The following is a 25,784-nucleotide window of genomic DNA, read 5'->3' on the forward strand; positions in this document are numbered from 1 at the left end:
CGCACACACCTTCTTCTCCGCCATCTGCATCGCAGCCAGTGTCACCTTCTATCTCAAAGAATGAGTCCTGACCCTAGTGCGTGAGCGAGGATGCCTCATTTACTTGGGATCATGCCAAGAGTGACCGATGCTACGCGGCGCGCGGATTAGACTTTGAATACGTCGCCCGCCTCTTCTCCAGTTCTTATTTGGAGCGGGTTGGTGATCGGTTCGATTACGGCGAGGTACGAAGACAGATTGGCCGCGTCGGTGGGCAGCTTTACGCCATTATTTACACGCAACGCGGCAGCGCTAAGCACATCATCTCCGCGAGACGTGCCCATCAGAAGGAGCTGGACAGATGGCTGAAGTGAGGCTGACAGCCTCAGAGCTGGGCGCTGGCCGGATAAACAGGCCTAAGACGACCGCCACAACGCAGGCAGACATTCGGGGCCATATGATCGAGGATGGCGAGGACCCAGACGTCGTTCATGACGACTGGTATCCTTCTCCTGCCTCGGTGCGGCGGAAGCTTGGATTAAGTCAGGTCGAACTGGCGGAACAGCTGCAGTTGCCAGTGGCGACCTGGCGCAACTGGGAGCAGGAGCGGGTTGAGATTGATCCTGCCGTGCGGGCATTGCTTCGCGTTTTCTGGCGTATTCCGCATACGGCGATGCGTTCGTTGCGCGGGTGCCCGGTCTGCCTGAGAGAAGATGCAGCACGGGAACCATCGGCGGCCGGCGGTGAAATCATCGAATGCCAAGCCTGCGGTGCGCTGCATGAGTCTAGGGGACAGACCGGCGTAACCTCGGTCCGACTCGCTAAGCCGGGTGACCGGCGACGCGCCTGATCGTTTCGCCAGCCTAACGCACGCGCATCGCTGGCGCCATGAAGCCCGGATACTCCATCGTCTCCACTGCTTTCGACAACGAGTCGAAGGGTTCGGCGGAGACGTGGCTGCGGCCCCTGAAGGGGTTGTCCAGCAGCACGATCAGCATCAGCACCAGCCCGATCGATGCACCCAGCAACCCGACCATGACCGCGTGCATGGCAAGTCGCGGCACCCCGAACAGACAACTGAAGACAATCAGGATCCCACCGCCCGCCAGCAAATTCCACCACAAGATCTCCGGCAGGCTTGCCGCCGCGGCGTGGAAGCGGCCGCGCCGGACATCGTAAAGCTGGTTCAGCATGTGCAGCATCGAGGTTTGAGCCGCCAGCGTGCCCGGGTCCTCCTGATGCAGCGCGGCGAGCTTGAGGTGCACGTTGTCGAGCGCCAGCCATCCGCCATGCTGCATGACCTTACCGCCGGCGAGCTCGGGCCACTCGGTCTTCACGACAGCTTCGGTGTAAGCGAAGAGATCGCGCCTCAACCCCTGCGCGACATCGTCGGGCAGACTGATCGTGGCGCGGTATAGATCCCCCACCAGATTGGCCTCGGTCTGCACCAGGTTGTCGGCGGCGGTGTAGTTCTCCCACACCGCGATAGCGATGAAAGCCAGCAGCACGGCATAGATCACGCCAACGATGGCGAGCACGAATCCCGCGATGTCGTTGTGCAGGCTGCGGAGGTTGTGCGGGATCAGGCGGTGGACCGCCAGCAGGCAGCCTGCGGAAAGTAAACCTGCCACCACCATCGCCACGACCGTCGCGAGGGTGGTTGGCAGGCTGCAAAGCAGGCCGGTCAATGCTTGGAGAATGGCCGGGTCATCCTTCTTTCGCTCCGCCTTGTATCAATGCAGCTTACCGCTCGCCTTGGCGACATGGGTGGCGATCGCATCCATCAGCGCCGGCGAGAGACAGTCATAAGGCTCAAGTCCCAATTCCTTGAGACGGGCGCGGACCGCGGCCATCTGGCCGGGTGAAACGCCCCCCTCGATCGCCGAGGACACGAAGGCCGCGAAGCCCGGCGGCGACCAGCCGGTTTCGCTCGCCAACTCCGTATGCACGAAATCGAGGCCGTAGAAAGGGTGGTCCTTCTTCTCGATGCGGCCAAACATATGAACGCCGCAGGCTTTGCAGGCATGGCGCTGGATCGTGGCGGCAGGGTTGGTCACCGCCAGCTTCTCCTCATGCGCCACAACCCGCACTTTATCGCGCGGCACCACCGCGATGACCGCGAAGTCCGCGCCCTCAGGCTTCCAGCATTGAGTGCAGCCGCACACATGATTATGCGCGACATCCGAAGCGACCTCGACCTTTACCTGATCGCTCTTGCAGTGACACACCAGCGTGCCGCCGGCGAAGCCCGCTTTCCCCGGCACGACGCCTTTATCCACAGTAGGATGAATTAGGGTAGCACTCATCGGAGCGTTCTCCTGTTTTTGCGTTCTACCAACGTCTTTTTACTCGCCTTCGGCAGCGAAATGGCCGAGGCGGTCGCAAAGTCTAGGCCCCTCCGCCAGCAATGGCCAAGTGGCGGACAGCCGCGAACCGACTGCACCGCCGGGCTTGACCAGCTTCGAGGCTGCGGCATCCTGGCGCCACGTTGGGAGCGCGCCGATGACCTCTCTATTCACGATCGGCGATGTCTCCACGGTGCCGAAGGCGTTTCTCCTCGCCTTCCCGGCGCTATTCTCGATCGTCAATCCGATCGGCGGCGCGCTGATCTTCGCCCAGGTTACGGCAGGCCGCAGCCATGCCGAGCGGAGCAAACTGGCCGGCAAGGTTGGCTTCTATTCGATGGTGCTGCTGCTCATCTCGCTCTGGGCCGGCTCCTATCTCCTGAGTTTCTTCGGCATCACCCTGGGCGCGCTGCGGATCGCCGGTGGTCTCGTGGTCGCGGCGCGGGGGTGGAGCATGCTGCAGTCGCCCGAGGTGCGGGAGGCCGAGAAGCGCGACCAGGCTCATCAGGACGGACGAACCGTCGCCACCGCCGATCTCGCCGATGTCGCCTTCTTCCCGCTCACTCTGCCCTTCACTGTGGGACCCGGCTCGATCTCGGTCGCCATCGCCTTGGGGGCCGCGCATCCGGGCGATCGCACAATCCCCTTCTACCTCGGCGTCTCCATCGCCTCGATCGCCATCGCCCTCATCGTTTGGATTATCTACAGCTATGCGGATTTCGTGGTCCGCAGCCTCGGCGACACCGGCTCGCGCATCGTCACGCGGCTGGTCGCGCTCATTCTTCTCGCCATCGGCGTGCAGATCGTCGCCGCCGGTGTACAGGATCTTCTTTTGCCGATGCTCAAGGCCGCGGGTTAAGCCGAGGCCCGATCCCGGCATTTCCCCTCGCCCCGAGGGTCGTCTAGGGTCCGGCCATCAGGCGGAGGGCATCATGACGACCAGCACCAAGGATCGGGACTCGATCGGCCTGTCGCATCGCCCTTTCGGCCACCTAGCTGACGGCAGCGCGGTGACCGAGCATCGCATGCGCACCGAGAACGGGGTCGAGGTACGCTTCCTCGATCTCGGCGGCATCTTGACCGCGATCCTCGTACCCGACCGCCACGGCAGGCTCGCCAACGTGACCCTCGATCAGGCCGATATGGCCGGATACGAGGAGAATCCCGGCCATTTCGGCGCGCTCATCGGGCGCTACGCCAATCGGATCGGTGGGGCGGCATTCTCGCTGCACGGCAAGACGTATCGCCTCGCGGCGAACGAGAAGGGCAACACGCTGCATGGCGGCGTAAGCGGCTTCGACCGTGCCATCTGGACGGTGACCGCAGCCCAAAGCGGCCACGCGCTCTCCGCTATCCTGTCCCACACCAGCCCTGACGGTGATGAGGGTTTCCCCGGCACGCTCACGGTCGAGGTCGTCTATAGCCTGAACGATCAACGCGAATTCCGCATCGACTACCGGGCCGAGACCACGGCCGCCACGGTCATCAACCTGACCAACCACGCCTATTTCAACCTCGGGGGCAATGACAGCGGCTCGGTGCTTGAGCACCTCGTCGAGATCAATGCCGATGCCTTCACACCCACGGATCCGACCGGCATCCCGACAGGCGAGATCGCCCCGGTCGACGGCACGCCCTTCGACCTGCGCCACCCCAAGCCGATCGCGGCCGGGATTCGGATCGCCCATCCGCAGATCCTGCTAGGCCATGGCTACGACCACAATTGGGTCCTGAACAAACCCGCGCCGCATGCGATGACGCTCGCCGCCCGAGCTTATCATCCGGTGAGCGGCCGCATCATGGAAGTGGATACAACTGAGCCGGGTGTGCAGTTCTACACCGCCAACTACCTAGGGGGCGGCTCGGCGGGCACGGCGGGGCGCGCCTATCGCCAGTCCGACGCCTTTTGTTTCGAGACGCAGCATTTCCCGGACTCACCAAACAAGCCGGGCTTCCCCTCGACGGTTCTGGAGCCTGGCCACGTCTTCCGGTCGAGCACGATCTTTCGCTTCAAGACGGATGGCGAGAGCTAAGGGCGTTCGGGACGGCGAGTTCCAGTCCGCGGTGGTGTCACTACCGAGACTTGATCTTGTCGTTTGGCGATTGACGGTCGCTATCTGCGGGCCGCACTGGCAAACATGGCGCCTATGGGAATGTTGGCGACGGCTTTACGGGGCACATCGCTACGACTTCCGCGTCGAATCATCGCGTTTCGCAGAGTCTGCTCGTTTAGTAAGCGCACCCGGCTCTGGGATGGCGGCTTCGGCTGCGCCCGCCAAGGTGCCCTGAGACTTCTCTTTCTGTAGGACTGCGCCTTCCCACCGTATGTCGCTGCAGCGCGATACGCGCTGAGCGTGGCCCTCCGTTCAGCTGGCGTCAGCGGCTGAATTTTTCCTTTAGCCGCTCTAAGCGTAACCGGCCTATGCGACTGGCGTTTCCGATCCATGAAGATGTATTTATCGCCATAGGTGCGCGCCCTGGGCCGTCCGGTAGCAGGCCTGAGGCTGTTGGAGCCTGTCTGCCTGGCATCAGCATCGTTGCTCCCTTCAATGTCGTCACCATCCAGGTCAGCGGCACGATCACCCAAGAACGCCGACGAAAAGCGACGCGAGGACCTTGTGAGAAGCCCGCGCGGACTATTTTTGGAAGAGACAAAACGCCTCGGATTCGCCTGTCTTGGCGGCTCTCTGTCCGGCTGATGGTGCAAAGTCGCGATAGGAGCATGCGTCGTGAACGCGTGCTGTGACTCTTGCTCCTCGCCTTTGTTTTCCAGGGCATGAGTCCGCGTAAACTGGGTAGCAGACCGTCTAGAAGCGTGCGCTATCGTCATGATCCGACCTCCTTTTCCCCGAACGCACGCGAAGCGAATTCGCTCTGGCGCCGATTGACCGCACCGACCTTAGGCATTGCGCGTTTAAGATACGCTTATCGGAACGGCTCGATACCGCACCGAAAGGCCGCCTTGCCACCCTGTTCGAGAGGATTTCGCCCGAGCCTGGATCGTCTCTCGGCTCCTCTGGCTATGCCGTCTCAATGAGTGCGCCAAGCACGTCCTTGTCGAGACTTTCGTCGTCTATCCGCACGACGAATGGCGCCGCACCGAGAAGAAAACGACCGTCGTAACGCAGAAAGCAAGGCGCCTGCTCGTCAGGCGCCTACGGCTGCCTGCGCCTGCAACGCCTGGAGTTGCAGAGCGGCCTGCTGCTGATCGTAGTCTTGCTGCTGGCTGACGTTCCGCTCCTGCTGCTGCGCGAAATTGGCCGCATCATTGGCCTTGTTTGTCGCATCCTGAGCGCTCTGTAAGAGGTCCTCGTTGGTGGTATCGAAGAGATCCGCCGCCGGCGTGACGGCCCGATTGACGGCCTGATTGACGGCATCGGTGGCGGGGCTGATTGCGTCCGAGACGCCATCGACGACCGAACCCACGCCGTCGGCGACCGAACCGGCGGCATCGCTGACCGAGCCAACGACGCCGGCGACCGTCGAGCTTACTCCGGTCGCAACATCGACCGCCGCCGACGCGCCCTCCCCTATACCGACCGCGACACCGGCGGCGACGCCGCCCATTGCGCCAGCGACCGCCTCACCCACGCCGGGAATGACGAGCGCCGCCGCCGCGACAACGCCAAGGAAGATTTTAGCGAAAATCATTCCGACCTGCTCGGCATCGTATTTATCGCCGGCCTTTAGCAGATCGGAGCCGCCCTTGCCGCCGTCGAAACCTCTCGTATCGTCTTCGTTGATGACGTCTTCGTAACCCTTGTGCGTCGCCATATGCGTGCCCTTGAACAACTTCTCCATGTCGGGCTGCTGCATGAACTGGGAGGCGGCGTCTTTCGAGATCAGACCCTCATGCAACGCATTCTGGATGTCATTCAGGATCGCTTTCTTGTCGCCGCTCTTCATATCCTTCTCGAACTTCGCGCCCAGTGTGGAATCCCCGGCGGTAATCTGCTGCAGTATGTCATTGTCCTGCGCGCTCGCGAGGGGGCCAGCGGCCGACGACTGCGACTCGCCGCCGGTCTCGTCGTCGTCATCGAGATAGGAATTGAAGAGCGCGGCGAAATCAGGCTGCGTCGTCGAGCCAACGCCTTCAGACCCGAATAGACCATCCGCAGAAGAGACCGAGGAAAAGGGCGCGACGCTCGACATGTTGAACCTCATTACGGCGCCACTGCGGCGGCGATATTGTCACGAGACTCGGTCGAGAACGGATTGTTCTCCCACCTGTCACCATCCGGAAATGAGAGAGACCTGAATGAGTCCTTATCAATCCGTCGGCTATTCGTGACGATATAAGACCAGAAAGATGTTAACGATCCGCTTCCGGAATGCATTCGCCGGAGCGAAGCCGCCGCCTTTCGAGAGGCTATTCCGGGCTCGCGCGATTTCCTCTTCTGAGCACCGCCCAGCCGGCGAGTGACACCAGAGCACTGATCACCATGCCCCAGAGGATGTCGGCGAGCGTGATCCCCAGTGTCCAGCGGCGCAGGATCGCGTAATTCGTCAGATCATAAGTCGCGTAGGTGAAGGCCCCGAACAGAGCACCCCGGCCAAGCACGCTGGCAGCCGATCCGCCCAAGCCGGGCCGCATGACGAAGAGCAGGAGCCCGAGGGTATCGACCAGATAGAACAAAACCGCCGGAGCGATGCGCACACTGGGCGCCAGCAAGTCACCCAGAACCTCCCGATAGAAGCCGCCCGTGAGCGTCAACCAAACAAAGTCGAGCGCCACGAAGACAATCAGCGCGGCGCCATAGGCAAACGCGGACCTCATCGCTGCGCCTGCTCCCAATTCGCGGCGGTGTAGAAGGGCGCGTTGGAGGGCGCGAGCAACGGCCGCCCGAGGATATGATCAGCCCCCTTCTCGCCGATCATGATGGTCGGCGCGTTGAGATTGCCATTGGTCACACTCGGCATGATCGAGGAATCGACCACCCGCAGCCGCTCGACGCCGATCACGCGCGTTTCCGGATCGACCACCGCCATGGGGTCGGCGGCATCGCCCATCCTGCAAGTGCAGGACGGGTGGTAGGCGCTTTCCACCTTCGCGGCGACGAAGGCATCGATCGCCTCGTCGCTCGTCACATCTGCACCCGGCTGGATCTCACGCCCGCGATAAGGAGCGAATGCGGGCTGGGCGAAAATCTCCCGCGTCAGGCGGACACAGGCGCGCATCTCCTCCCGGTCGTCCGGATGGCTGAGGTAGTTGAAGAAGATGCGCGGCTTGTCGGCGGGATCGGCTGATCGCAGCCGCACCCAGCCACGGCTTTTGGAACGCATCGGGCCGACATGCGCCTGCATGCCATGCTCGGTGGCAAGGCTATTGCCGTCATAGGACACCGCGAGCGGCAGAAAATGATACTGGATGTCCGGATAATCGATCCCCACACGGCTGCGGATGAAGCCGCAGCTCTCGAAATGATTGGTGGCGCCGAGCCCATCCCGCCGCAGCAGCCACCGCAAGCCGATCGCCGCTTTCGGCAGCAGCGCCTGCGCGGAAAACAGCGTGATCGGCTGTGTCACCGCGACCTGGAAGTAAAACTCCAGATGGTCCTGGAGGTTTTCACCAACACCGGGACGGTCCGCGACCGTGGTAATGCCGTGTTCCGCGAGTTCCGCCGCAGGCCCGATACCAGAGAGTTTCAACAACTGCGGCGAATTGATCGGACCGCCGGCGAGGATAACTTCGCGCGACGCCCTGACCTCATGCGAGACATTGCCCCGCCGGTAGCGCACGCCCACCACCGTCCGGCCTTCCAGGATCAGCGAAGTAACGAGGCAATGGCTGCGGATTTCAAGATTGGTCCGGCTACGGATCGGCTTCAGGTAGGCATTCGCGGCGCTCCAGCGCTGGCCGCGCCGGACCGTCATGTCCATGCGGCCGAAGCCTTCCTGCTGAAAGCCGTTGATATCCTCGGTCTCCGGATAGCCGGCCTGCTTCGCCGCCTCGATCCAGGCGCGATACAGCGGGTTCTTCAGCTTGCCATAGGAGGTGTAGAGCGGACCATCCGCGCCGCGATATGCGTCTCCACCCTCCTCCCGCGTTTCGGCGCGGCGGAAATAGGGCAGCACATGGCGATAGCCCCAGCCGCGCGCGCCCTGCCGCTCCCAGCTTTCGAAATCATGGGCATTGCCGCGCACATAGACCATGCCGTTGATCGAGGACGAGCCGCCGATCACCTTGCCGCGCGGCGTATGCATGCGCCGGCCCGCCAGATGCGGCTCCGGCTCAGATTCATAGAACCAGTTATAACGTTTCCGGTTCATCGGAATGGAAAGCGCCGCCGGCATCTGGATGAAGATCGAGCGATCCGACCCGCCATATTCCAGCACCAGCACCTTGTGCTCGCCATCCTCGGTCAGCCGGTTCGCCAGCACGCAGCCGGCGGAGCCCGCGCCGACGATGATGTAGTCGAAGCTTTCCATATCCTTGTTCCGTTGGCTGGAATGATTGACTCAGGTTTTGTTAGTGCCGGCGGGCTTAGGGTGTCCTGGTCGAAAATCAGGAGATGACTAAACGTCTGATGCGAGAATTGGCCACGGCACTGTTCGATTTTCCGTGTTTGATAACTTCACGTCCCCTAATGGAGGTTTCGAACCGCACCTAACCGCGCGAATAGCGGCTGGGGTTCTGCCCATCGTGCTCGACCGCTTCGCGCGCGTTCTGGGCAACGAATCATGTACCACGGTCAACGCGACAACGACTACGACACCGCCATTCAGTGCCCTGCCTGCACTGCATATGATTCGGTTCTTCTGACCTCACGGCGGGAGACGGCAGCACCGTTAGTACGGTGCGTCGATATCGGTGAGCGCGACATAGACGCTCTTGAGCTGCGTGTAATGCTCCAGCGCCGCGCGGCTGTTCTCCCGCCCCAGGCCCGACTGCTTGTACCCACCGAAGGGTAGCTCGATCGGCGTCACGTTATAGGTGTTGATCCAGCAGGTCCCGGCCTGAAGCTCCGCGATCACCCGATGGCCGCGCGAGATATCGCGCGTGAACACCCCGGCGCTGAGGCCGAAGGGGGTATCGTTCGCGCGCGCCACGACCTCGTCCTCATGCTCGAAGTCGAGCACGGTCATCACCGGGCCGAAGATCTCCTCCCGCACGATGGCATGATCGTCGCGGCAGCCATCGAAAATGGCGGGCGAGACGAAGAAGCCACGATCGAGCCCGTCGCGCGTCATGCGCTCGCCACCGCAGACCAGCCGCGCGCCCTCGGCTACGCCGCGCGCGACGTAGGACAGCACCTTCTCCATATGCTTCTCGGAAATCAGCGCGCCCACCTGCGTTGCGGGGTCCATCGGGTCGCCCACCACCATGCGCGCGGTGCGCTCGGTGAGGCGCGCCAGAAACCGCTCCTTGATCGCGCGATGCACGAAAACCCGCGTGCCGTTGGAGCAGACTTCGCCCGCCGAGTAGAAATTGCCGAGCAACGCGCCCGACACCGCATTCTCGATATCGGCATCCTCAAACACGAGGATCGGCGACTTGCCGCCCAATTCCAGCGTCACCTGCTTGAGGGTCTCGGCGGCATCCGCCATCACCTTCTTGCCGGTGCCGACCTCGCCGGTCAGCGAGATCTTCGCGATGCCGGGATGGCGCGTCAGTAGCCGCCCGGTGTCGCCGAAGCCCTGCACGACATTGAAAACACCGTCCGGCACCCCCGCTTCCCGCATGATCTCGGCGAGCCTGATCGCGGTGAGCGGCGTGAGTTCGGCGGGCTTGAAGATCATCGCATTGCCCGCCGCCAGCGCCGGCGCGGCCTTCCAGCAGGCGATCTGCAACGGATAATTCCAGGCGCCGATCCCGGCGACGACGCCCAGCGGCTCCCGCCGTGTATAGCCCATGGCACCCGGACCGAGATCGATATGCTCGCCCGCCAGCCCGCCCGCGAGACCCGCGAAATAGTCGATGCAGTCGGCGCCCGAAATGACATCGACGACCCGCGTCTCCTGGATCGGCTTGCCGGTGTCGAGCGTCTCCAACTCGGCCAGCTCGTCATTCTTTGCCCGCAGGATATCCGCGACCCGGCGCAGAATCCGGCCGCGTTCCGATCCCGTCATGCGGCCCCAGAGCTTCTGCGCCGCCCGTGCGGCCGATACGGCCGCCTCGACCTCGGGCGCTTCGGCGATCTCGATCTCCGCCAGCACCTCGCCTGTCGCGGGATTGATCGTCGTGAAGCTGCGGCCCGCGGCGGAGGCGACGGGCGCGCCGCCGATCCAATTCAGGTGCCGCGGATGCGGGACGGCTTTGGCGGCCATGGGAAGTCCTTCCGTGCGGACGATGATCTGGCTTTCCACGAAACCGGCGGCGATGCGGCGTATCGCATCGGCATCCGCCTCGCTCCAGGACGCGGACAGCGTGGTACGCAGCCAGAGACCGTCGATGATAGCGGCGATGATAATGGCGAGACGCGCGACCTCGCTTTCCGGCACCAGGCTGCGCAGGGCGTGGCGGAGATTGGACAGGACGCGGAGCTGATAGACGCGCTGGATGCGCTTGAGCGGCTCCGAATGGATCGCCTGACCCCAGAAGGCTAGCCAGACGGTCGCGGTTTGCGAATCCATCTCCTCTGGCGCCAGATTTGCATCCACTACCGCCTGCAGCCTTGCGCGCGGCGACGTGGCCGCGCGCATCCGCGCTGCGGCGGCAAGGCTCAGGCGGGAAGCGAGGGCGCGAAGCGTCGCTTCCAGCAGCCCGTCCTTGTCGCCGAAATAATGAGCGACGAGCCCCGTGGAGACGCCTGCATGTTTCGCGATGAGGCCAAGCGTGGTTCCATTGAACCCGACCTGCGCCATGACGATGATCGTCGTATCGATCAATTGCCGGCGTCGGACATCCTCGGAATCTCGGCGGGCCACGAATGCTCCTGTCCGTCGATGAGTTGGCCGGCTCTTGTAGAATTGCTTGAACGTGCAATCAAGCGATGTCGAAATGGACCTCGGCCCCGCCTTTCATCACCAGATCTCGCCCAGCGAGCCGAAGAATTTGGTGGGCTTCGGGTTAATTTTGCTGATTTGGCCTCGTTTTGGGCGAAAAATGCGTGACCCCGCCCGATTATTGAAAGTATGTTCAACTCTTGTCCAGGCCGAGCGCCTCGGGCTCCCAGACTCCGTTCGTCAAAAGGAACCGCGCGATGCGCAAACAACTTCTCCGGGCTGTCGCGGCAATGGGCTTGGCCGCGGTCACGATTGGCGGCGGCGTTCAGGCGGCGCGCGCCGCCGGTGATCCGGCGAGCTGTAAAAACGTACCGTTCTCCAATGTCGGCTGGACCGACATCACGGCCACAACGGGCACCGCGACGGCAATTCTTCAGGCGCTCGGCTATAATCCGACGACAACGATGCTCTCGGTTCCCGTCACCTACGAGGAAATGAAGCAGAAGAAGATCGATGTCTTCCTCGGCAATTGGATGCCGACGATGGCGGATAACATCAAGCCATATGTCGCAAATAAAACAGTCTATGTTGTCGGGGCGAACCTCGAGGGCGCCAAATACACGCTCGCGGTTCCGACCTATCTCTACAACCAGGGGCTGAAGTCCTTCCAGGACATTCCGAAGTTCTACAGTGAACTGGACGGCAAGATTTACGGCATCGAGCCGGGCAATGACGGCAATCGCCTCATCCTCGATATGATCAAGAACAACACCGATGGCGTCGGCAAGTTCACGCTGGTGCAGTCCAGCGAGCAGGGCATGCTCGCCGAGGTTTCCCGTAAAACCAAGCACAACAAAGGCATTGTGTTCCTAGGGTGGGAGCCGCACCCGATGAACACCAAATACGACATGAAGTATTTGTCGGGCGGTGACGCAGTGTTCGGTCCGAACTACGGCGGCGCCACCGTCTATACGAATGTGGCCGCGAACTACCTGCAGGATTGCCCGAATCTCGGGAAGTTCCTGACGCAGTTGAAGTTCAATCTTGACATGGAGAACACGATCATGGGTTCGATCATGTATGACAAGATGGATCCCGTGCCTGCGGCGACGAAGTGGCTGAAGGCCAATCCGGATGCGATGACGCCCTGGCTGCAGGGCGTGACGACGCTGGACGGCAGCCAGCCGGCCGATGAGGCCGTCAAAAAGGCGCTCGCCACCTCGTAAGTCAGAAAGCGCGCCGGCGGCGATGGTCGCCGGCGCCAAAGGAATCTTCGCCTTCGCCGAAGCGGTGCGCCGTGTTACGATCATTTTCAACTAGCAACGGAGTGCCGCATGTTCGATGGAATCGCCAAGCTCGTTTCCGGTCACAAAATCCCGATCGGCGACTGGCTTGCGAGCATCGTCAACGCGATTAACGGCACGGACTTCATTGACGCCATCTCGAACGGGATCGCTGGCGCCATCAACGGCGTCACTTACGTGCTGGAAGCGATCCCGGCGATCGTGCTCATCCTCATCGTCATCGCCATCACCTATGCGATGCGCCGGTCTTGGAAACTCTCGCTCTTCGTCGCGATCGCCCTGCTCTTTATCCTCAACCAGGGCTATTGGACGGCGACGATGGAGACGCTGTCGCTAATCATCTTCGCGACCGTGATTTCCATGCTCATCGGCGTGCCGATCGGCATCGCTTGCGCCCATCGGCCTTGGCTTTTCGTCGGCGTCCGGCCGTTCCTCGACCTCATGCAGACCTTGCCAACCTTCGTCTATCTCATCCCGACGCTGGTGCTATTCGGCCTTGGTGCCGTGCCGGGCCTGATCTCCACCATCATCTTTGCCCTGCCCGCGCCAATCCGGCTCACGCAGCTCGGCATCGCCTCCGTGCCGTTGCCATTGATCGAGGCGGGACAGGCCTTCGGCGCATCTCCGCGTCAGCTCCTTTGGAAGGTTGAATTGCCGCACGCGCTGCCGACGATCATGGCCGGGCTAACCCAATGCATCATGCTCAGCCTGTCGATGGTCGTCATTGCGGCCCTGGTGGGCGCAGGTGGTTTGGGCGTGCCGGTGGTGGAAGCGCTGAATTCCGTCCGGGTCGATGTCGGCTTCGAATCCGGTCTCTGCATCGTCGTCCTGGCCGTCATTCTCGATCGCGTCTGTCGCCCGCGTGAGAGCGGGGAGGGCTGATCATGGACGACAAGACGGTCATCGAATTCTCGAACGTCGATATTCTGTTCTCAGGCCGCGGCCGGCGCGGCGCTCGTGCCAAGAACGAGGCCCTCGCGCTGATGGACAAGGGCCACAGCCGGGACGAGATCATCGCCAAAACCGGCGTCGTCATGGGCGTACAAGGCGCTTCGCTGAAAATTCGCGAGGGCGAGATCTGCGTTCTTATGGGTCTGTCCGGTTCGGGCAAATCCACCCTGCTGCGCGCCGTCAACGGCCTGAACAAGGTGACGCGCGGCCGCATCCTGGTGGCGCGTGACCAAGGCCAGGTCGATATGGCGAGTTGCGACGCCGCCACTCTGCGCTTCATGCGCACAAGGCGCATCGCCATGGTGTTCCAGCAATTCGCGCTGCTGCCCTGGCGCACGGTGCGCGAAAATGTTGGCCTCGGCCTCGAGCTGCGCGGGGTTTCGGATTCCGAGCGCCGCCGCATCGTCGATGAGAAGCTGAAGCTCGTGGCGCTGGATAAATGGGGCGACAAATACGCGCGCGAACTCTCAGGGGGCATGCAGCAACGCGTCGGCCTCGCCCGCGCCTTCGCGACCGATGCCGATATTCTGCTGATGGATGAGCCATTTTCCGCGCTCGATCCACTCATCCGGACCAAGCTTCAGGACGAGCTTCTCGCCCTGCAGAAGGAGGTCCGGAAAACCATCATCTTCGTGAGCCACGACCTCGACGAGGCGCTGAAGCTGGGCAACCAGATCGCCATTCTCGAAGGCGGCCGGATCATCCAATCCGGCGTGGCGGAGGATATCGTGCTGCGCCCGGCCAGCGAATATGTCCGGGAATTCGTCCAGCACATGAATCCGCTGAACGTGTTGCGCGGCCGGACCTTCATGCGGCAGCTCGACCAGCTGCCGAGCCGCGACGGCTGGAAAGTGCTCGATCCGCATCGCGACATCCTCATGGATCTCGGCAATGGCCGCGACATCCAGGTAAAGGTCGATGGCAAGCCTGTGCCAGTACTGCTCGCCGCGACCGAAAACGACGTCACGCAGCCAGGCTGGTGCACGGCGATCAGTTCCGAGGCGACGATGAAGTCGGTCATCCAGGCGCGGCAGACCTCCGGGCTCCCCGTCATCATGACGGCGGAGGGCCGCGTGGTCGGGTTATGCGGAGAGGATGAGATCCTGCACGCCCTTGCCTCCGAGGGATGGCAGACGGTGCAGGCAGCAAGTTGACCGCGAGAGTCGTTGCAGACGCATAGACACCATCTCGTCCTATAATGGGCGTCTCGATGGAGTCGTGCGCATGTCATTCGTGATTACGATCGCACAGCAGAAGGGCGGAGCGGGCAAGACGATGGTTGCCGTCAATCTTGCTGCCGCGCTCGCCGCCACGCGCCGCGTCGCGGTGCTCGATATCGACCCGCAACGCAGCCTGGCCCGCTGGCACGAGTTGCGGGAACGCCAATCCCGGCCGCTCCCCAAGATCACCGCCTCGGATTTATCGGGATGGCGGTTGCGGTCGGAGCTCAACCGGTTGCGGCAAAGCCACGACGTGGTTGTCGTCGATAGCCCACCGCATATCGACACCGATGCGAAGCTCGCCGTGCGGGAGGCTGATTTGGTGCTCGTGCCCCTCCAGCCGAGTCCGCCAGATCTCTGGGCTGCCGAGGGAACGCTGAAACTCGCGCAGGCGGAGAAGCGGCTGGTTCGGCTGCTGCTTAACCGGACGCCAGCCTCCTCCCGCCTGCGCAGCCTCGTCGAGCAGGAGATCGCCGGCGGAGGCTATGCCTTGCTCACATCCACGCTCGGCAACCGCGCGGGTTTTGCCAATGCCTTCGCCGTCGGCATGGGTGTGACGGAAGCGAGCCCAAAGTCCCAGGCGGCGCGCGAGATGGTGGCGCTCCTGGCGGAAGTGGAAGCGCTGCTGGCATGAGGCTGACTTGGCCCGAGCTGGGTCACGACGACTCTTTGAAAAGTGGCGCCCAAGCATTGAACCAGGCCCCTAAGATCCGTCATGGCACGCTAAGGCGGGGCGGCCCCCCGCGTGCCATCCACGCCTTGCCTTCGTCGCGCAAGGAAGGCGTGGATGCTCGGCCTTCGCCGAGCATGACGTGGTGGAGTGAGGACGGTCCAGGCCAGAGATATCCTCGGCTTCTAACGGCCATCGAATAACAATGACGCCTTTCGTCTCGCTGTCGATGTACGCCTTGCCCGAGATGGCCGCCGCCAACGCTACATTTTGGGCCGCGATCCGCGAAGCTCTCCAAGAGGAAGGCTTTGCGAACATCCCGGAGACGATCGCTCAGCCGAGCTTGGACCTGCCAGAGGAGATCGAGCCCCAAACGCTCCTCAGCCACATGTGCGGCTACCCGCTGCTCGCCCTCTATCCCGGCCAATATGAAATCCTCGCCGCGCCGCTGCATGATCTGCCGGGCTGCGCGATGGACCCGAGCGGCATGCCGACCCACCGATCCTTCATCGTCGTGGCAACCGACTCGTCGCTTCGCAACCTCGAAGATCTTCGCGGCGCGCGTTTCACCATGAATGGATGGCACTCGAATTCAGGGATGAACCTGCCTCGTCATCTCGTGGCACGTCTCGCGCGCGAGGGCCGTTTCTTCGGCTCCGTCACCGTCAGCGGCGCCCATGTCGCCAGCATGGCGGCGGTGGCGGAGGGCTCGACCGATGTTGCCGCGATCGACTGCGTGACCTTCGGCCTCGTCGCGCACTATCGGCCGAAGGACATCACTCGCCTTCGCATCATCGCCGAGACCGCCGCCAGCCCCGCCATTCCGTTCATCACCTCGTCCCACACCGAGCCGGCCCTCATCGAAGCCTTGCGCCGGGTGCTGACCGGCGCCGCTCACCGTCCGGCGCTGCGGCAGGCGATGACCGGCTTGAGCATCCGGGACATCCGCCCCGTCAAGGCCCAAACCTACGCGGCCGTCGCGGCTTTCGAGGAGGAGGCGGCAGCGGCGGGGTATTCCACAATCGCCTGAGAGAGCACTGCCGCATGGGCTAATCGCCGCGCCGGCGATGGCACCGAGACGCGCGGGGCGTCATGGCCGGGATGGGCGCCCTCGTGATGCGGCGTCAGGAAATAGCGCCGGATCACATCGCCATAGCCGTCATAGACCAGCCCGCCATTCGCCTCGATGATCCGTGCGCGATTTGCTTGGTAATAGGCCGGGATGCGGTACCAGGGCAGCGCGGGCTTGTCGTGATGGACGACGTGCAGATTGTTGTTGAGGAACAGCAGGCCCAGGACGGGGGAATTCTCGACAATCGCGGTTCGCTCGTCCTGCACGTCGGCCGCACGATGTTCGGCGAAGGAGCGGATCTGCGATAGCGAGCGGCTCGGCAGCACAAAGCAGGCCACGTAGACCAGCGGCGACATGCCGCAAACTCCCCAGACCCAGACTAAGAGAAACCCGACACCGAGAAGATGGGGCAACCAGATGCGCAAGGTCGCACGATCGCCTTGCAGGGCGTGACGCAACTCGCTCCAGAGGAAAAGCACGATGCTGCGGACGGCGCCGAAGGTGATGCGGCCGAAAAACGTGTTGCGGAACCGCAGGAAGGCGCGGGCAGCGCTCCCTAGACGGCCGAAACGCTCCGGCGTCAGGTAGTAGCTCTCAGGATCCTCGAGCGGATCGGTGAGATGCGCGTTTCGATGATGCCGAAGATGCGACCGCCGGTAGATCGGATAGGGCAGCCAAAGCGTGAGCGGCGGCAACCCAATCGCGTCATTCAGCCAGCGATAACGCGTCGGATGACCATGCATGACCTCATGCTGCAGCGACATCTGCCAGGCGACGATCCAGCCGCCGCCAACGACCAATACCGGCCAGGGAATGGACGCGTGGAAAAAGGTCAGCAACCCCCAGCAGAGATAGATCCCGAGCGCCAGAAAACAGGTCGGCCATTCGACGGCTGAGTGGTGGCGCAGGCTGGCGGCTGGGCTCTGTAATTGCATTCCCCTATGATGATCGGGGAATATGAGGGATTCAATAAGATAACCAACAAATGGATCGTGGGAATGATAACCAATATCCGCTTCTGTTGATAATTCACAGCATTGGCTTTACAATGTATTTATGATCTCAGCCTCTTCAAGTCGCGCCGAGCTTGTCCGTGTCTTCCGCACCCGCCTGCTCTCGGTCATGTCCCGCTCCGGCGGGGGGCAGAGCGACTTCGCCCGGGCTATCGGGATAGACCGCTCGACCCTGTCGCAGATTCTTTCACCCACAAACGATCGCCTGCCGCGGATCGAGTCGGTGGCCGCTATCGCTCGGATCGGCCAGGTCTCGGTGGACTGGCTGCTGGGTCTGCGGGAAATCGAGGACCGTGAAGCCGGCGTGCTCAGCGATGACAGACCGCGCATCGAGGCCAATGCCCTGTCGCCGGTCGATGAGCGCTTGATCGAGTGGCACGAGGAAGCGACCGGCTACAAAGTGCGGCACATTCCCAGCAATTTCCCCGATGTGCTGAAGACCGAGGAGGTCATCGCCTTCGAATACGAGCACTTCATCGCCCTCTCGCCACAGCGACGAATTGAAATCACGCGATCTCGTCTCGATTATTTGCGGCGTCCCGAGACGGATATGGAAGTCTGCGCGTCGATCCAGGTGATCGAAAGCTTCGCACGGGGCACGGGGATCTGGGAGGATCTCCCGCTCGCGACACGCCGCGCGCAGCTGGAGCATCTCATCGCCCTGTGCGACGAGCTTTATCCCCGATATCGCTGGTATCTTTATGACGGGCGGCGTTTGTATTCCGCGCCGATCACCATCTTCGGGCCGATCCGCGCGACCATCTATGTCGGCCAGATGTATCTCGTGTTCCAGTCACGCGAACACGTCCGCGCGCTGGTGCAACATTTCGACCAGACGGTGAGAGCGGCGGTCATCCAGCCGAATGACCTGCCGCGCTATTTCCGGGACCTGCTGAAGACTTTGGGCTGAAACGTATTGATCTAATACTGGACCGCGAACCAAATACTCGTCATGGCACGCGAAGGCATGCCATCCACGCCTTGCCTTCGTCGAGCAAGCAAGGCGTGGATGCTCGACCTTCGCCGAGCATGACGAGGTGGAGTGGGCACGGTTTCGAGCCAAAGTCATCCCGCTCTGAATGAACGGCCCCCCTCAGCTCATCCAATTCCCGCCATCGACATTGAGCGTCTGCGCCACGATATACCCGGCATCGGCGCTCGCCAGAAACACCGCCGCGCCCACCATATCCCCGACATTGCCCATACGCCCATAAGGCACCGCAAGGCCTACCTGCCGCTTCTTCTCGCCGAGCGGGAGATTCTCGTATTTCGCGAATTGCGCGTCCACCACATCCCACATCGGGGTATCCACCACGCCCGGCGCGATGCCATTGACGTTGATGCCGTATTTGATCAGGCCCAAGCCGGTGCTCTGCGTCAGGCTGATGACCGCGGCCTTGGAGGCGCAATAGACCGCGACCAGCGCCTCCCCTCGCCGCCCCGCCTGGGAGGCGAAATTGACGATCTTGCCGCCCTCTCCTTGCGAAACCATCTGCTTCGCCACAGCCTGAAGAGTGAAGAGCAGACCCTCAACATTCACCGCGAATTGCTTTGCGTAGCTCTCGCGTGTGATCTCCAGTACCGGCGCCATCTCGAAAACGCCGGCGTTGTTGACGAGGATGTCGATTCGCCCCGCCCGCGCCACGACGTCACGCACCATCGCGTCGATCGACTCTTGCTTGGTGACATTGAGGCCAACGCCGAGAGCGTCATGCCCGATCTCTCGCGCGACGTTCTCCGACTCCGCCTGGTTGATGTCCGCGATCACCACCCGCGCGCCTTCTTCCGCATAGCGCGTCGCGATGGCGCGGCCGATGCCCCGCGCGCCGCCTGTGATGACGGCGACTTTGCCCAGTAGTTTCACTTCACAGCTCCGAAGGTCAGGCCGCTGACCAGTTGCTTCTGGCTGAACCAGCCGAAGATGAGAATCGGCGCGATCGCCAGCACCGAAGCCGCCGAAAGCTTCGCCCAGAACAGACCCTGAGGCGCCGAGAAAGACGCAATGAAGGCGGTGAGCGGTGCCGCGTTATGCGCCGTGAGGTTGAGGCTCCAGAAAGCCTCGTTCCAGCACAGGATGATACAGAGCAGCCCGGTGGAGGCGATGCCCGGCATCACCAGCGGCAGCAGCACATGCACCAGAACCTGCCGCAGATTGGCACCGTCGATGCGGCTCGCCTCGATGATGTCCTTCGGCAGATCGCGGAAGAAGGTGAACAGCATCCAGATCGCGATCGGCATATTGCTGAGGGTATTGATGACGATCAGCGCGGTGCGGCTATCCAAAAGCCCCGCGTCGCGCACCAGAAGGTAGATCGGCACCAGCACACCCACCGCGGGCAGCATCTTGGTCGAAAGCATCCATAGTAGCAGGCCACGGGTGCGCGGCGACGGGTAGAAGGCCATCGCGAAGGCGGCCGGGACGGAGATGATCAGCGTCAGCAAGGTTGCGCCGACCGCGATACCGACGCTATTGCCCGCGAACAGCAGGTAATTCGCCTCGGAGAAAATTGCCCGGTAATTCTCCAGCGTCGGCATGAAGAACAGCAGCGGCGGCGTCTGTACCGCTTCCACCTCGGTTTTGAAACTTGCGAGCGCCATCCAGGCGATTGGGAAGAACATGACGAGCGCCACGACCCAGGCGATGATGCCGGCGACGGGATGGCGCTGCTTGGCGACAGAATGGCTCATATCTCAAGCCTCTTTCCGACGCTCCGCGTGAGGAAGGCGGAGACGATATTGGCGAGAATGATGGCGATGACACCGGCGGCGGAAGCGCCGCCCACGTTGAAGGCCAGCAGCGCGCGCTGGTAGATGAGGAAGGTCAGGTTCGTCGTGGCGAAGCCCGGGCCGCCCGCCGTCGTCACGTAGATTTCGGCGAAGACGCTGAGCAGGAAGATCATCTCGATCATGATCGTGACCGAGATAGCGCGCGCCATATGCGGCAATTGGATGCTGACGAAGATGTTGTAGGCCGTGGCACCGTCCAGCCGGGCGGCTTCCAGCTGTTCCTCGTCCATTGACTGCAGCGCGGTGAACAGAATGAGGAAGGCGTAAGGCAGCCATTCCCAGCACAGGATCAGCATGATCGAACTGAGCGGGAAGGAGCCGAACCAGTCGATCGGCTGAAAGCCGAGCATGCGCGCGAAGGCGGCGAAAAGGCCGCTCACCGGATGCATGAGCAGGTTCTTCCACACCAGCGCGCTCACCGTTGGCATCACGAAGAAGGGCGAGATCATCAGCACGCGCGCGACGCCCTGCCCCGGAAAGGGCTGGTTGAAGATGGCGGCGAGAATGGAACCCAGAATGATGGTGATGGCGATGACACCGACCACCAGGATCACCGAGACCAGCAGCGAGTGGAGAAGTGCGGGGTCCTCGAAAAGATATTTGAAATTGTTGAACCCGGCCCACCCATGGATCATCGGGTTGAGCAAATTGTAGCGGCGGAAGGCGAAGAACAGCGTCATCGCCAGAGGCACGATCATCCAGATCAGCAATAAGCCGACCGCGGGAGCCAGCAGCGGCATAGTATTGACGCCGCCGCCTATCGCTTTTTTCTTGCCCGGCTTGGCGCGCGGGCCGCCCATTGTCGCAGATGCGGCCGTACTCATCCAAATCCTCCCCCGCTTCGCGGCCCCCGGTGTGTCCCCGGGTTCGTTTCAAATACAATGAACGGCCCGACGCGGTACGTCGAGCCGTTCATGAAGTTACGCCAAACCGCGTCTAGACGCGTTACTGCGTGTAGCCGGCCTGCTGCATCGTCGAGGTGACGGAAGCCTGTGCCTGCTTCAACGCGCTCTCGACCGTGCTCTGGCCGGTCAGGGCCGCGGCAACGAGCTGACCAACCGTCGTGCCCATCGCCTGGAACTCGGGGATGGAGACGTATTGGACGCCGGTATAGGGCACCGGATTCATCGTCGGATGATCGAGATCGGCCGTATCGATCGCCTGCTTCACGGCAGGGGCGAAAGGTGCCGCCTTGAGATAGTCGGCATTCTCGTAGGTGGAGAGGCGCGTGCCGGGAGGCAGCGTCGTCCAGCCATTGGTCTGGCCAACGAGGTCGATGTAATCCTTGGACGTCGCCCAGCCGATGAAGTCCTTGGCGACTTCTGCCTTGGTCGAGGTCTTAGGAATGCCGAGCGCCCAGGCCCAGAACCAATGCGAACCATGCGGCGTCACATCGACCGGCGCGGCGGTGAAGGCGACCTTGTCGGCCACCTGGCTGCTGCTCTTGTCGTAGATCATGCCGGCGCCGGAAGTCGCATCGATCCACATCGCGCAATGGCCGGTGGCGAACAGCGCCTGGTTCTCGTTGAAGCCGTTGGAGCTGGCGCCCGGCGGGCCGTAATCCTTGAGCAGGTGGATGTAGAAGGTGACAGCGTCATTCCACTGCTTGCTGTCGAGCTGCGCATTCCACTTCATGTCGAACCACGAGCCGCCGAAAGTATTCACGACGGTATCGAGGTAAGCCATGTTCTCGCCCCAGCCCGGCTTGCCGCGAAGGCAGATGCCGTACTGCTGTTTGCTCTTGTCGGTGAGCTTGGCGGCGGCGGCGTCGATATCCTTATAGGTCGGCGCGTCCGACATCTTCAGCCCGGCCGCGTCGAACAGATCCTTGCGGTAATAGGTGAAGGAGCTCTCGGCATAGAAGGGCAGCGCGTAGAGGTTGCCGCCCTCGCTGAGCGCCGAACGGACCGACGGGAACACGTCGTTATAGTCGTAGCCCTTGATATCGCCGACGCTCGTGAGCCAGCCCTGCTTGCCCCAGATCGGCGTCTCATAGGACCCGATGGTGATGACATCGAACTGGCCGCCATGGGTCGCGATGTCGGTGGTGACGCGCTGGCGCAGCACGTTCTCCTCGAGCACGACCCAGTTGATCTTGTTGCCGGTCTTCTTCTCCCAGGTGGGAGCGAGTTTCTGCATCACGACCATCTGCGAGTTGTTCACGGTCGCGATGGTGATCGTCTCGGCGCTGGCCGCGAGGCTCGTGCCGGCTAGCAAAGCGGCGGCAAAAGCCGCGATGGTCTTCATGCGCATGTCCATCCCCTCGTCGTTTATAATTTTAAGCCAATCCGGAACCGAGCGTATGCCCAGGCTTTGAGCAGAACATCAAGTAGAGAAACGACTGTCAAGAACTCCCTTCCACTAGAAGCGCTTCCGCCGTCGCTTCGTCGGTGATCAGCCCGCTCACCATGCCGCCCGAAAGGGCCGCCCGTATAGCGGCTACCTTCTGGGCCCCGAAGGCAGCGCCCACCCGCAGGGCACCCGATTCGAGCGCCAAGGGCCACAGCCCCGCCACCCGGTCGTTGATCGCGCCGCCGAGCAGTTTTCCGCTCGCGTCGTAGGACCAGCCGGTGATTTCGCCCACCGCCCCCTCCTCGATCAGTTCAGTCAATTCGGCGTCGGAGACCACGCCATCGACATGCAGGGCTTCCCGCCAGCCGACCGCGCCGATGCCCACCAACATGCAGCGTGCCTGGCTGATGAGGTGGCGTACCGTCGTATAGGGCTGCTGCTTTTGCAGCATCTCGCGTTCCTCGACAGTCGCGGCGATGACCGGGCTTGGCAGCGAGTAGCATTGCGCGCCGGACCTTTCGGCAAGACGCAAGACAGGATCGAGCGCGATGGCGCGTCCCATCGGCAGAATCGTGCCGCAAAGCGAGAATATCTTGTGCTGCGGTGCAGCGATCGGCGAAAGCTCATTGGCGATCGCGCGCAGCGTGCGGCCGGTTCCCATCCCCAGTACCAGCGGCGCGCGTTGCGCCAGCCATTTCTCGACGAATTGCGCGCCCGCGATGGCGACGGAGGCGAGAGTCGTTGTGGCATTGCCCATCGTCGGCACGATTTCGCAGACCGTGAGGCCAAAGCGCCGCGACAGCGCCTCGGCGGTTTCCATGCGCGGCCCAATGGGGTGGTCGAAGCGGAACTTGATGAGTTTCTCGGACAGCGCGAGCGAAATCAGCCGCTGCGCCGCCTGCCGCGAGATGTTGAGTTGCCCCGCCACCTCATCCTGCGTGCGGCCACCGACATAGTAGAGCCATGCCGCGCGTGCGGCCTGTTCCAGCCGGGCACCTTGCGGCGACCGCATCTCGGCGGCCGACCTCTCGTTCATGACGTCCCCCCGCGGATCGCGGCTTATTCGTTGATGCGAAGTCTTGCCCGACTTGTGGGCAAATGCAATGCGGAAGTCGTTACCAATGCTCATCGGAGCCGTTTTCCGGCCGCCAAGGCGACGGCAGCCAGGGCCAGTCGCCACGCAACGGCCGGTCCTCCGCCAGCACGGCGCCCTTGGGCGTCAGCCTGACCGAGACTGCGTCCACGCGCCGAACGGTCGAACGATCGATGACCGGCATCTCGGCGCAAGCCGGGCCGGACAGACCGTCCAGGAAGTCGGTGGTGACCAGGACCGCGAACCCACGACAATTCTCCGGTGGTGCCTCCGCGCGCCACAGCAGCGCGGTCGAGGCGCCGTGCAACAGGCAGCCGTCGGGGCTGCAAACCACTTTGCCATCGGGTGAGCTGCCCTGCGCGGGAAAACTCCGCAGCGTCCGCGCGCCGAAGAAGCGGTGCCACTCGCCAAGCGTGAAGTCGTCCTTGCCCGCCTGCAGCAGATAGATCGCGCCCGGCGTGCGGAAGGCGATGATGCGGAGATCGGGCGAGACCAGCAGATCCGGCACCGTGACCAGGCAAGGCAGCACGCAAGCGCCGATTACAAGCGGCACCAGACCCAATAACCTCAGGCGGCTCTGCCACAGACACAGCCAAATCAGCCCAAAGGCCGCGAGCGCCAATGCGAGGCGCGTCTCAGGCGGCACAGCCAGGGTCGCGGCGGGCAACCGGCTGATGAGCCGCGCGATGCCGATCAGCAGTGCACAGCCCCAACCCATCGGAACAAGCGCGAGGAAGGCGAGGCCCAGCGGCATGAGCGCCAGCGCCGCCAGTCCCCACGGCAGCACCCAGAACGCCGTCAACGGCACGGCCAGCAGATTGGCCATCACCGAATAGGGCTGCACCTGGCCGAAATGGTAGGCGACGAAGGGCGCCGTTGCCGCTGCGGCGAGCAGGCTCGTCGTTGCCACCAGCAGCAGGTCGCGCCGCAGCCATCGCAAGAAGCCGGCACCGCGCGCGAGTAACACGATGGGCCGCTGCCGGATCGCCTCATAGCCCGCGATCAGCACCAGCACAGCCGCGAAGCTCATCTGAAAGCTGACATCCGCCACCGCCTCAGGCTGCGTCAGCATCAGCAGCGTCGCCGCCAGCCCAAGCCCGCGCAGCGACAAGGCGCGGCGGCCGAGGACCAGGCCGACCGTCACCAGGGACGCCATCGCAAAGCTGCGGATGATCGGCAGATGCATGCCGGTCAGCGCCATGTAGCCGCCACCGGCCGCGATCGCGATGACGGCGGCGATCTCTTTAATGGGCCAGCGCAAAGCCGTATGGCGCGACAAAGCGAGGGCGGCACGGGACGCCGCGAAAACCGTGCTCATGACGATGCCGATATGCAGCCCGGCGACCGCCAGGATATGCGCGAGCCCAGCGGTCGCGAAGGCGGCGCGGTCGTCCGGCGGGATCGCGGTCGCGATGCCGGTGAGGAGCGTCGCTGCCACCGCGCCCGTCGTGCCCGGCAGCACCGCCAGAATCCGGCCGGCGATAGTCTCGCGCAGTACCTGCCAGCGTTCGCTCAGCCCCTGCGCTTCGGGCAAACTCTCACGCGTCACCGCCGACAGCGCGAAGCCACCGCCTGCGAGACCCGCGTAGAATTCGTCGCGCCGCAGATCCCAGCCGCCGGGATAGGTCGGCGCGAAAGGCGGTCGCACCAGCACCTTCATGCTGACCCGCTCGCCAGGCAGCAGCGCCTGCCGGTCAGTGCCACGCACCCTTATGCGGATGCGGCGACTGAGCGCAGCCGCGTCGTCGATCCGCACATCATCCAGCACCAAGCGCCGCCCGGCGGGCAGCGGTTCGACCGCGCGGATGATGCCCGAGATCATCGCGGCGTGGCGCGGCAGGTCGGGCATCGCCGCCATCCGCTCCGTTCGCAGAGCGGCGGAAGCGAAGCCGATGGCTGCCGCGAGTCCCGCCAAAGCCACCGCGCGGGGCGCCAGCCAAAGCCGCGACGCCATCACCGCCACGAGCGCCGCCGCAACCATCGCCGGGCCAAGCCAGGGCACCGCCGGCTTTTCCGCCGCGAAGTATCGCAGCACTCCCGCGCCCATGAAGACCGGCAGCCAAGCCAGGAACCGGCCATGCTCGGCCATCGTCCATCGATCGAAGGCGAGCCGGGCGCCTGCCCAAAGGCGGGCCGCATCGGGCGGCCGCCGCCACCTCACGGCGTTTTCAC

The 25,784-nt window shown here is 63.1% G+C and carries 23 protein-coding genes; 10 read left to right on the forward strand and 13 right to left on the reverse strand.

The annotated features are described in order from the left end of the window. Nucleotides 1-80 precede the first annotated feature (80 nt). Together GSQ92_RS31675 and GSQ92_RS30130 are read left to right on the forward strand one after the other, a co-directional pair. Entirely contained in the window at nucleotides 81-353 is a 273-nt protein-coding gene (locus GSQ92_RS31675; protein WP_158805948.1) for a BrnT family toxin, read from the forward strand. After that, nucleotides 341-829 carry a DNA-binding transcriptional regulator gene (locus GSQ92_RS30130; RefSeq protein ID WP_216850603.1) on the forward strand — a complete coding sequence of 163 codons (489 nt, stop codon included), beginning with the start codon at nucleotides 341-343 and terminating at the stop codon, nucleotides 827-829. Before GSQ92_RS31675 ends, GSQ92_RS30130 begins: the two co-directional genes overlap by 13 nt. 13 nt (nucleotides 830-842) lie before the next feature. Here the strand turns inward: GSQ92_RS30130 and GSQ92_RS07890 are convergent, their stop codons facing one another. Next, nucleotides 843-1,667, reverse strand: coding sequence for a DUF4239 domain-containing protein (locus tag GSQ92_RS07890; RefSeq protein ID WP_158805947.1), 825 nt, complete (start codon nucleotides 1,665-1,667; stop codon nucleotides 843-845). Between the two features lie 45 nt (nucleotides 1,668-1,712). Next, the gene (gfa, locus tag GSQ92_RS07895; RefSeq protein WP_158805946.1) at nucleotides 1,713-2,285 is read right to left on the reverse strand and encodes an S-(hydroxymethyl)glutathione synthase; all 573 of its coding nucleotides are present in this window, start codon (nucleotides 2,283-2,285) and stop codon (nucleotides 1,713-1,715) included. Nucleotides 2,286-2,481: 196 nt separating this feature from the next. Between gfa and GSQ92_RS07900 the strand changes: the two genes are divergently transcribed. Both GSQ92_RS07900 and GSQ92_RS07905 read left to right on the forward strand, forming a co-directional pair. Further along, on the forward strand, nucleotides 2,482-3,183 hold the full coding sequence (locus tag GSQ92_RS07900) for a MarC family protein (protein WP_158805945.1): 702 nt from the start codon (nucleotides 2,482-2,484) through the stop codon (nucleotides 3,181-3,183). A gap of 73 nt (nucleotides 3,184-3,256) precedes the next feature. Further along, nucleotides 3,257-4,357: an aldose epimerase family protein gene (locus GSQ92_RS07905; RefSeq protein WP_158805944.1), complete on the forward strand. Its 1,101-nt coding sequence runs from the start codon at nucleotides 3,257-3,259 to the stop codon at nucleotides 4,355-4,357. Nucleotides 4,358-5,471: 1,114 nt separating this feature from the next. Here GSQ92_RS07905 and GSQ92_RS07910 read toward each other — a convergent pair. The 4 genes from GSQ92_RS07910 to betB form a co-directional block, all read right to left on the reverse strand. After that, nucleotides 5,472-6,476, reverse strand: a complete 1,005-nt coding sequence (locus tag GSQ92_RS07910; protein ID WP_159013341.1) for a hypothetical protein — start codon at nucleotides 6,474-6,476, stop codon at nucleotides 5,472-5,474. A gap of 217 nt (nucleotides 6,477-6,693) precedes the next feature. Then, nucleotides 6,694-7,101 (reverse strand): DUF2177 family protein, encoded by a 408-nt coding sequence (locus GSQ92_RS07915; RefSeq protein WP_158805942.1) that lies wholly within the window; start codon nucleotides 7,099-7,101, stop codon nucleotides 6,694-6,696. After that, nucleotides 7,098-8,753 carry a choline dehydrogenase gene (betA, locus tag GSQ92_RS07920; protein WP_158805941.1) on the reverse strand — a complete coding sequence of 552 codons (1,656 nt, stop codon included), beginning with the start codon at nucleotides 8,751-8,753 and terminating at the stop codon, nucleotides 7,098-7,100. The genes GSQ92_RS07915 and betA overlap by 4 nt, the downstream gene beginning before the upstream one ends. 360 nt (nucleotides 8,754-9,113) lie before the next feature. Beyond that, on the reverse strand, nucleotides 9,114-11,192 hold the full coding sequence (gene betB / locus GSQ92_RS07925; protein ID WP_254065932.1) for a betaine-aldehyde dehydrogenase: 2,079 nt from the start codon (nucleotides 11,190-11,192) through the stop codon (nucleotides 9,114-9,116). Nucleotides 11,193-11,467: 275 nt separating this feature from the next. Between betB and choX the strand changes: the two genes are divergently transcribed. From choX to GSQ92_RS07950, 5 genes are all read left to right on the forward strand, one after another. Continuing rightward, complete coding sequence (choX, locus tag GSQ92_RS07930; RefSeq protein WP_159013342.1) at nucleotides 11,468-12,436, forward strand: choline ABC transporter substrate-binding protein; 969 nt, start codon at nucleotides 11,468-11,470, stop codon at nucleotides 12,434-12,436. A gap of 108 nt (nucleotides 12,437-12,544) precedes the next feature. Further along, a complete protein-coding gene (gene choW, locus GSQ92_RS07935) occupies nucleotides 12,545-13,396 on the forward strand; it encodes a choline ABC transporter permease subunit (protein ID WP_159013343.1) in 852 nt (283 codons plus the stop codon). A 2-nt stretch (nucleotides 13,397-13,398) separates the two neighbouring features. Continuing rightward, on the forward strand, nucleotides 13,399-14,619 hold the full coding sequence (gene choV, locus GSQ92_RS07940) for a choline ABC transporter ATP-binding protein (protein WP_158805938.1): 1,221 nt from the start codon (nucleotides 13,399-13,401) through the stop codon (nucleotides 14,617-14,619). Nucleotides 14,620-14,689: 70 nt separating this feature from the next. Continuing rightward, nucleotides 14,690-15,319 (forward strand): ParA family partition ATPase, encoded by a 630-nt coding sequence (parA, locus tag GSQ92_RS07945; RefSeq protein WP_159013344.1) that lies wholly within the window; start codon nucleotides 14,690-14,692, stop codon nucleotides 15,317-15,319. Between the two features lie 241 nt (nucleotides 15,320-15,560). Next, entirely contained in the window at nucleotides 15,561-16,385 is an 825-nt protein-coding gene (locus GSQ92_RS07950; RefSeq protein ID WP_159013345.1) for a phosphate/phosphite/phosphonate ABC transporter substrate-binding protein, read from the forward strand. On the opposite strand, the gene GSQ92_RS07955 is transcribed toward GSQ92_RS07950, so the two are convergent. Continuing rightward, complete coding sequence (locus tag GSQ92_RS07955) at nucleotides 16,322-17,362, reverse strand: fatty acid desaturase (RefSeq protein WP_158805935.1); 1,041 nt, start codon at nucleotides 17,360-17,362, stop codon at nucleotides 16,322-16,324. The two genes, GSQ92_RS07950 and GSQ92_RS07955, sit on opposite strands and share 64 nt — an antisense overlap. Before the next feature lie 121 nt (nucleotides 17,363-17,483). Here GSQ92_RS07955 and GSQ92_RS07960 point away from each other — a divergent pair, with 121 nt between their 5' ends. Further along, nucleotides 17,484-18,350, forward strand: coding sequence for a helix-turn-helix domain-containing protein (locus tag GSQ92_RS07960; RefSeq protein ID WP_158805934.1), 867 nt, complete (start codon nucleotides 17,484-17,486; stop codon nucleotides 18,348-18,350). A 183-nt stretch (nucleotides 18,351-18,533) separates the two neighbouring features. On the opposite strand, the gene GSQ92_RS07965 is transcribed toward GSQ92_RS07960, so the two are convergent. The 6 genes from GSQ92_RS07965 to GSQ92_RS07990 form a co-directional block, all read right to left on the reverse strand. Next, nucleotides 18,534-19,304, reverse strand: coding sequence for an L-iditol 2-dehydrogenase (locus tag GSQ92_RS07965; protein WP_159013346.1), 771 nt, complete (start codon nucleotides 19,302-19,304; stop codon nucleotides 18,534-18,536). After that, nucleotides 19,301-20,128, reverse strand: coding sequence for a carbohydrate ABC transporter permease (locus GSQ92_RS07970; protein WP_158805932.1), 828 nt, complete (start codon nucleotides 20,126-20,128; stop codon nucleotides 19,301-19,303). The genes GSQ92_RS07965 and GSQ92_RS07970 overlap by 4 nt, the downstream gene beginning before the upstream one ends. Then, entirely contained in the window at nucleotides 20,125-21,051 is a 927-nt protein-coding gene (locus GSQ92_RS07975) for a carbohydrate ABC transporter permease (RefSeq protein WP_216850602.1), read from the reverse strand. The genes GSQ92_RS07970 and GSQ92_RS07975 overlap by 4 nt, the downstream gene beginning before the upstream one ends. A 121-nt stretch (nucleotides 21,052-21,172) precedes the next feature. Then, nucleotides 21,173-22,480 carry a sugar ABC transporter substrate-binding protein gene (locus tag GSQ92_RS07980; protein ID WP_158805931.1) on the reverse strand — a complete coding sequence of 436 codons (1,308 nt, stop codon included), beginning with the start codon at nucleotides 22,478-22,480 and terminating at the stop codon, nucleotides 21,173-21,175. A gap of 91 nt (nucleotides 22,481-22,571) precedes the next feature. Continuing rightward, nucleotides 22,572-23,555 (reverse strand): sugar-binding transcriptional regulator, encoded by a 984-nt coding sequence (locus GSQ92_RS07985; RefSeq protein WP_158805930.1) that lies wholly within the window; start codon nucleotides 23,553-23,555, stop codon nucleotides 22,572-22,574. Between the two features lie 79 nt (nucleotides 23,556-23,634). Next, nucleotides 23,635-25,773 (reverse strand): ComEC/Rec2 family competence protein, encoded by a 2,139-nt coding sequence (locus GSQ92_RS07990; protein WP_158805929.1) that lies wholly within the window; start codon nucleotides 25,771-25,773, stop codon nucleotides 23,635-23,637. Between the last annotated feature and the right edge of the window lie 11 nt (nucleotides 25,774-25,784).

Origin of the sequence: Acidisoma sp. S159 (genome assembly GCF_009766125.1) — a bacterium.
In the GTDB taxonomy this organism is placed as follows: domain Bacteria; phylum Pseudomonadota; class Alphaproteobacteria; order Acetobacterales; family Acetobacteraceae; genus Acidisoma.

Excerpts from the sequence above, each read along its gene's own strand:
- GSQ92_RS07950 (WP_159013345.1), top strand. The coding sequence starts at position 15,561 with ATGACGCCTTTCGTCTCGCTGTCGATGTACGCCTTGCCCGAGATGGCC.
- GSQ92_RS07955 (WP_158805935.1), bottom strand. The coding sequence starts at position 17,362 with ATGCAATTACAGAGCCCAGCCGCCAGCCTGCGCCACCACTCAGCCGTC.
- GSQ92_RS07905 (WP_158805944.1), top strand. The coding sequence starts at position 3,257 with ATGACGACCAGCACCAAGGATCGGGACTCGATCGGCCTGTCGCATCGC.
- choV (WP_158805938.1), top strand. The coding sequence starts at position 13,399 with ATGGACGACAAGACGGTCATCGAATTCTCGAACGTCGATATTCTGTTC.
- GSQ92_RS07910 (WP_159013341.1), bottom strand. The coding sequence starts at position 6,476 with ATGTCGAGCGTCGCGCCCTTTTCCTCGGTCTCTTCTGCGGATGGTCTA.
- choX (WP_159013342.1), top strand. The coding sequence starts at position 11,468 with ATGCGCAAACAACTTCTCCGGGCTGTCGCGGCAATGGGCTTGGCCGCG.
- GSQ92_RS07915 (WP_158805942.1), bottom strand. The coding sequence starts at position 7,101 with ATGAGGTCCGCGTTTGCCTATGGCGCCGCGCTGATTGTCTTCGTGGCG.
- GSQ92_RS07960 (WP_158805934.1), top strand. The coding sequence starts at position 17,484 with ATGATCTCAGCCTCTTCAAGTCGCGCCGAGCTTGTCCGTGTCTTCCGC.
- betA (WP_158805941.1), bottom strand. The coding sequence starts at position 8,753 with ATGGAAAGCTTCGACTACATCATCGTCGGCGCGGGCTCCGCCGGCTGC.
- parA (WP_159013344.1), top strand. The coding sequence starts at position 14,690 with ATGTCATTCGTGATTACGATCGCACAGCAGAAGGGCGGAGCGGGCAAG.
- GSQ92_RS07900 (WP_158805945.1), top strand. The coding sequence starts at position 2,482 with ATGACCTCTCTATTCACGATCGGCGATGTCTCCACGGTGCCGAAGGCG.
- GSQ92_RS07970 (WP_158805932.1), bottom strand. The coding sequence starts at position 20,128 with ATGAGCCATTCTGTCGCCAAGCAGCGCCATCCCGTCGCCGGCATCATC.
- choW (WP_159013343.1), top strand. The coding sequence starts at position 12,545 with ATGTTCGATGGAATCGCCAAGCTCGTTTCCGGTCACAAAATCCCGATC.
- GSQ92_RS07980 (WP_158805931.1), bottom strand. The coding sequence starts at position 22,480 with ATGCGCATGAAGACCATCGCGGCTTTTGCCGCCGCTTTGCTAGCCGGC.
- gfa (WP_158805946.1), bottom strand. The coding sequence starts at position 2,285 with ATGAGTGCTACCCTAATTCATCCTACTGTGGATAAAGGCGTCGTGCCG.
- GSQ92_RS30130 (WP_216850603.1), top strand. The coding sequence starts at position 341 with ATGGCTGAAGTGAGGCTGACAGCCTCAGAGCTGGGCGCTGGCCGGATA.
- GSQ92_RS07975 (WP_216850602.1), bottom strand. The coding sequence starts at position 21,051 with ATGAGTACGGCCGCATCTGCGACAATGGGCGGCCCGCGCGCCAAGCCG.
- GSQ92_RS07985 (WP_158805930.1), bottom strand. The coding sequence starts at position 23,555 with ATGAACGAGAGGTCGGCCGCCGAGATGCGGTCGCCGCAAGGTGCCCGG.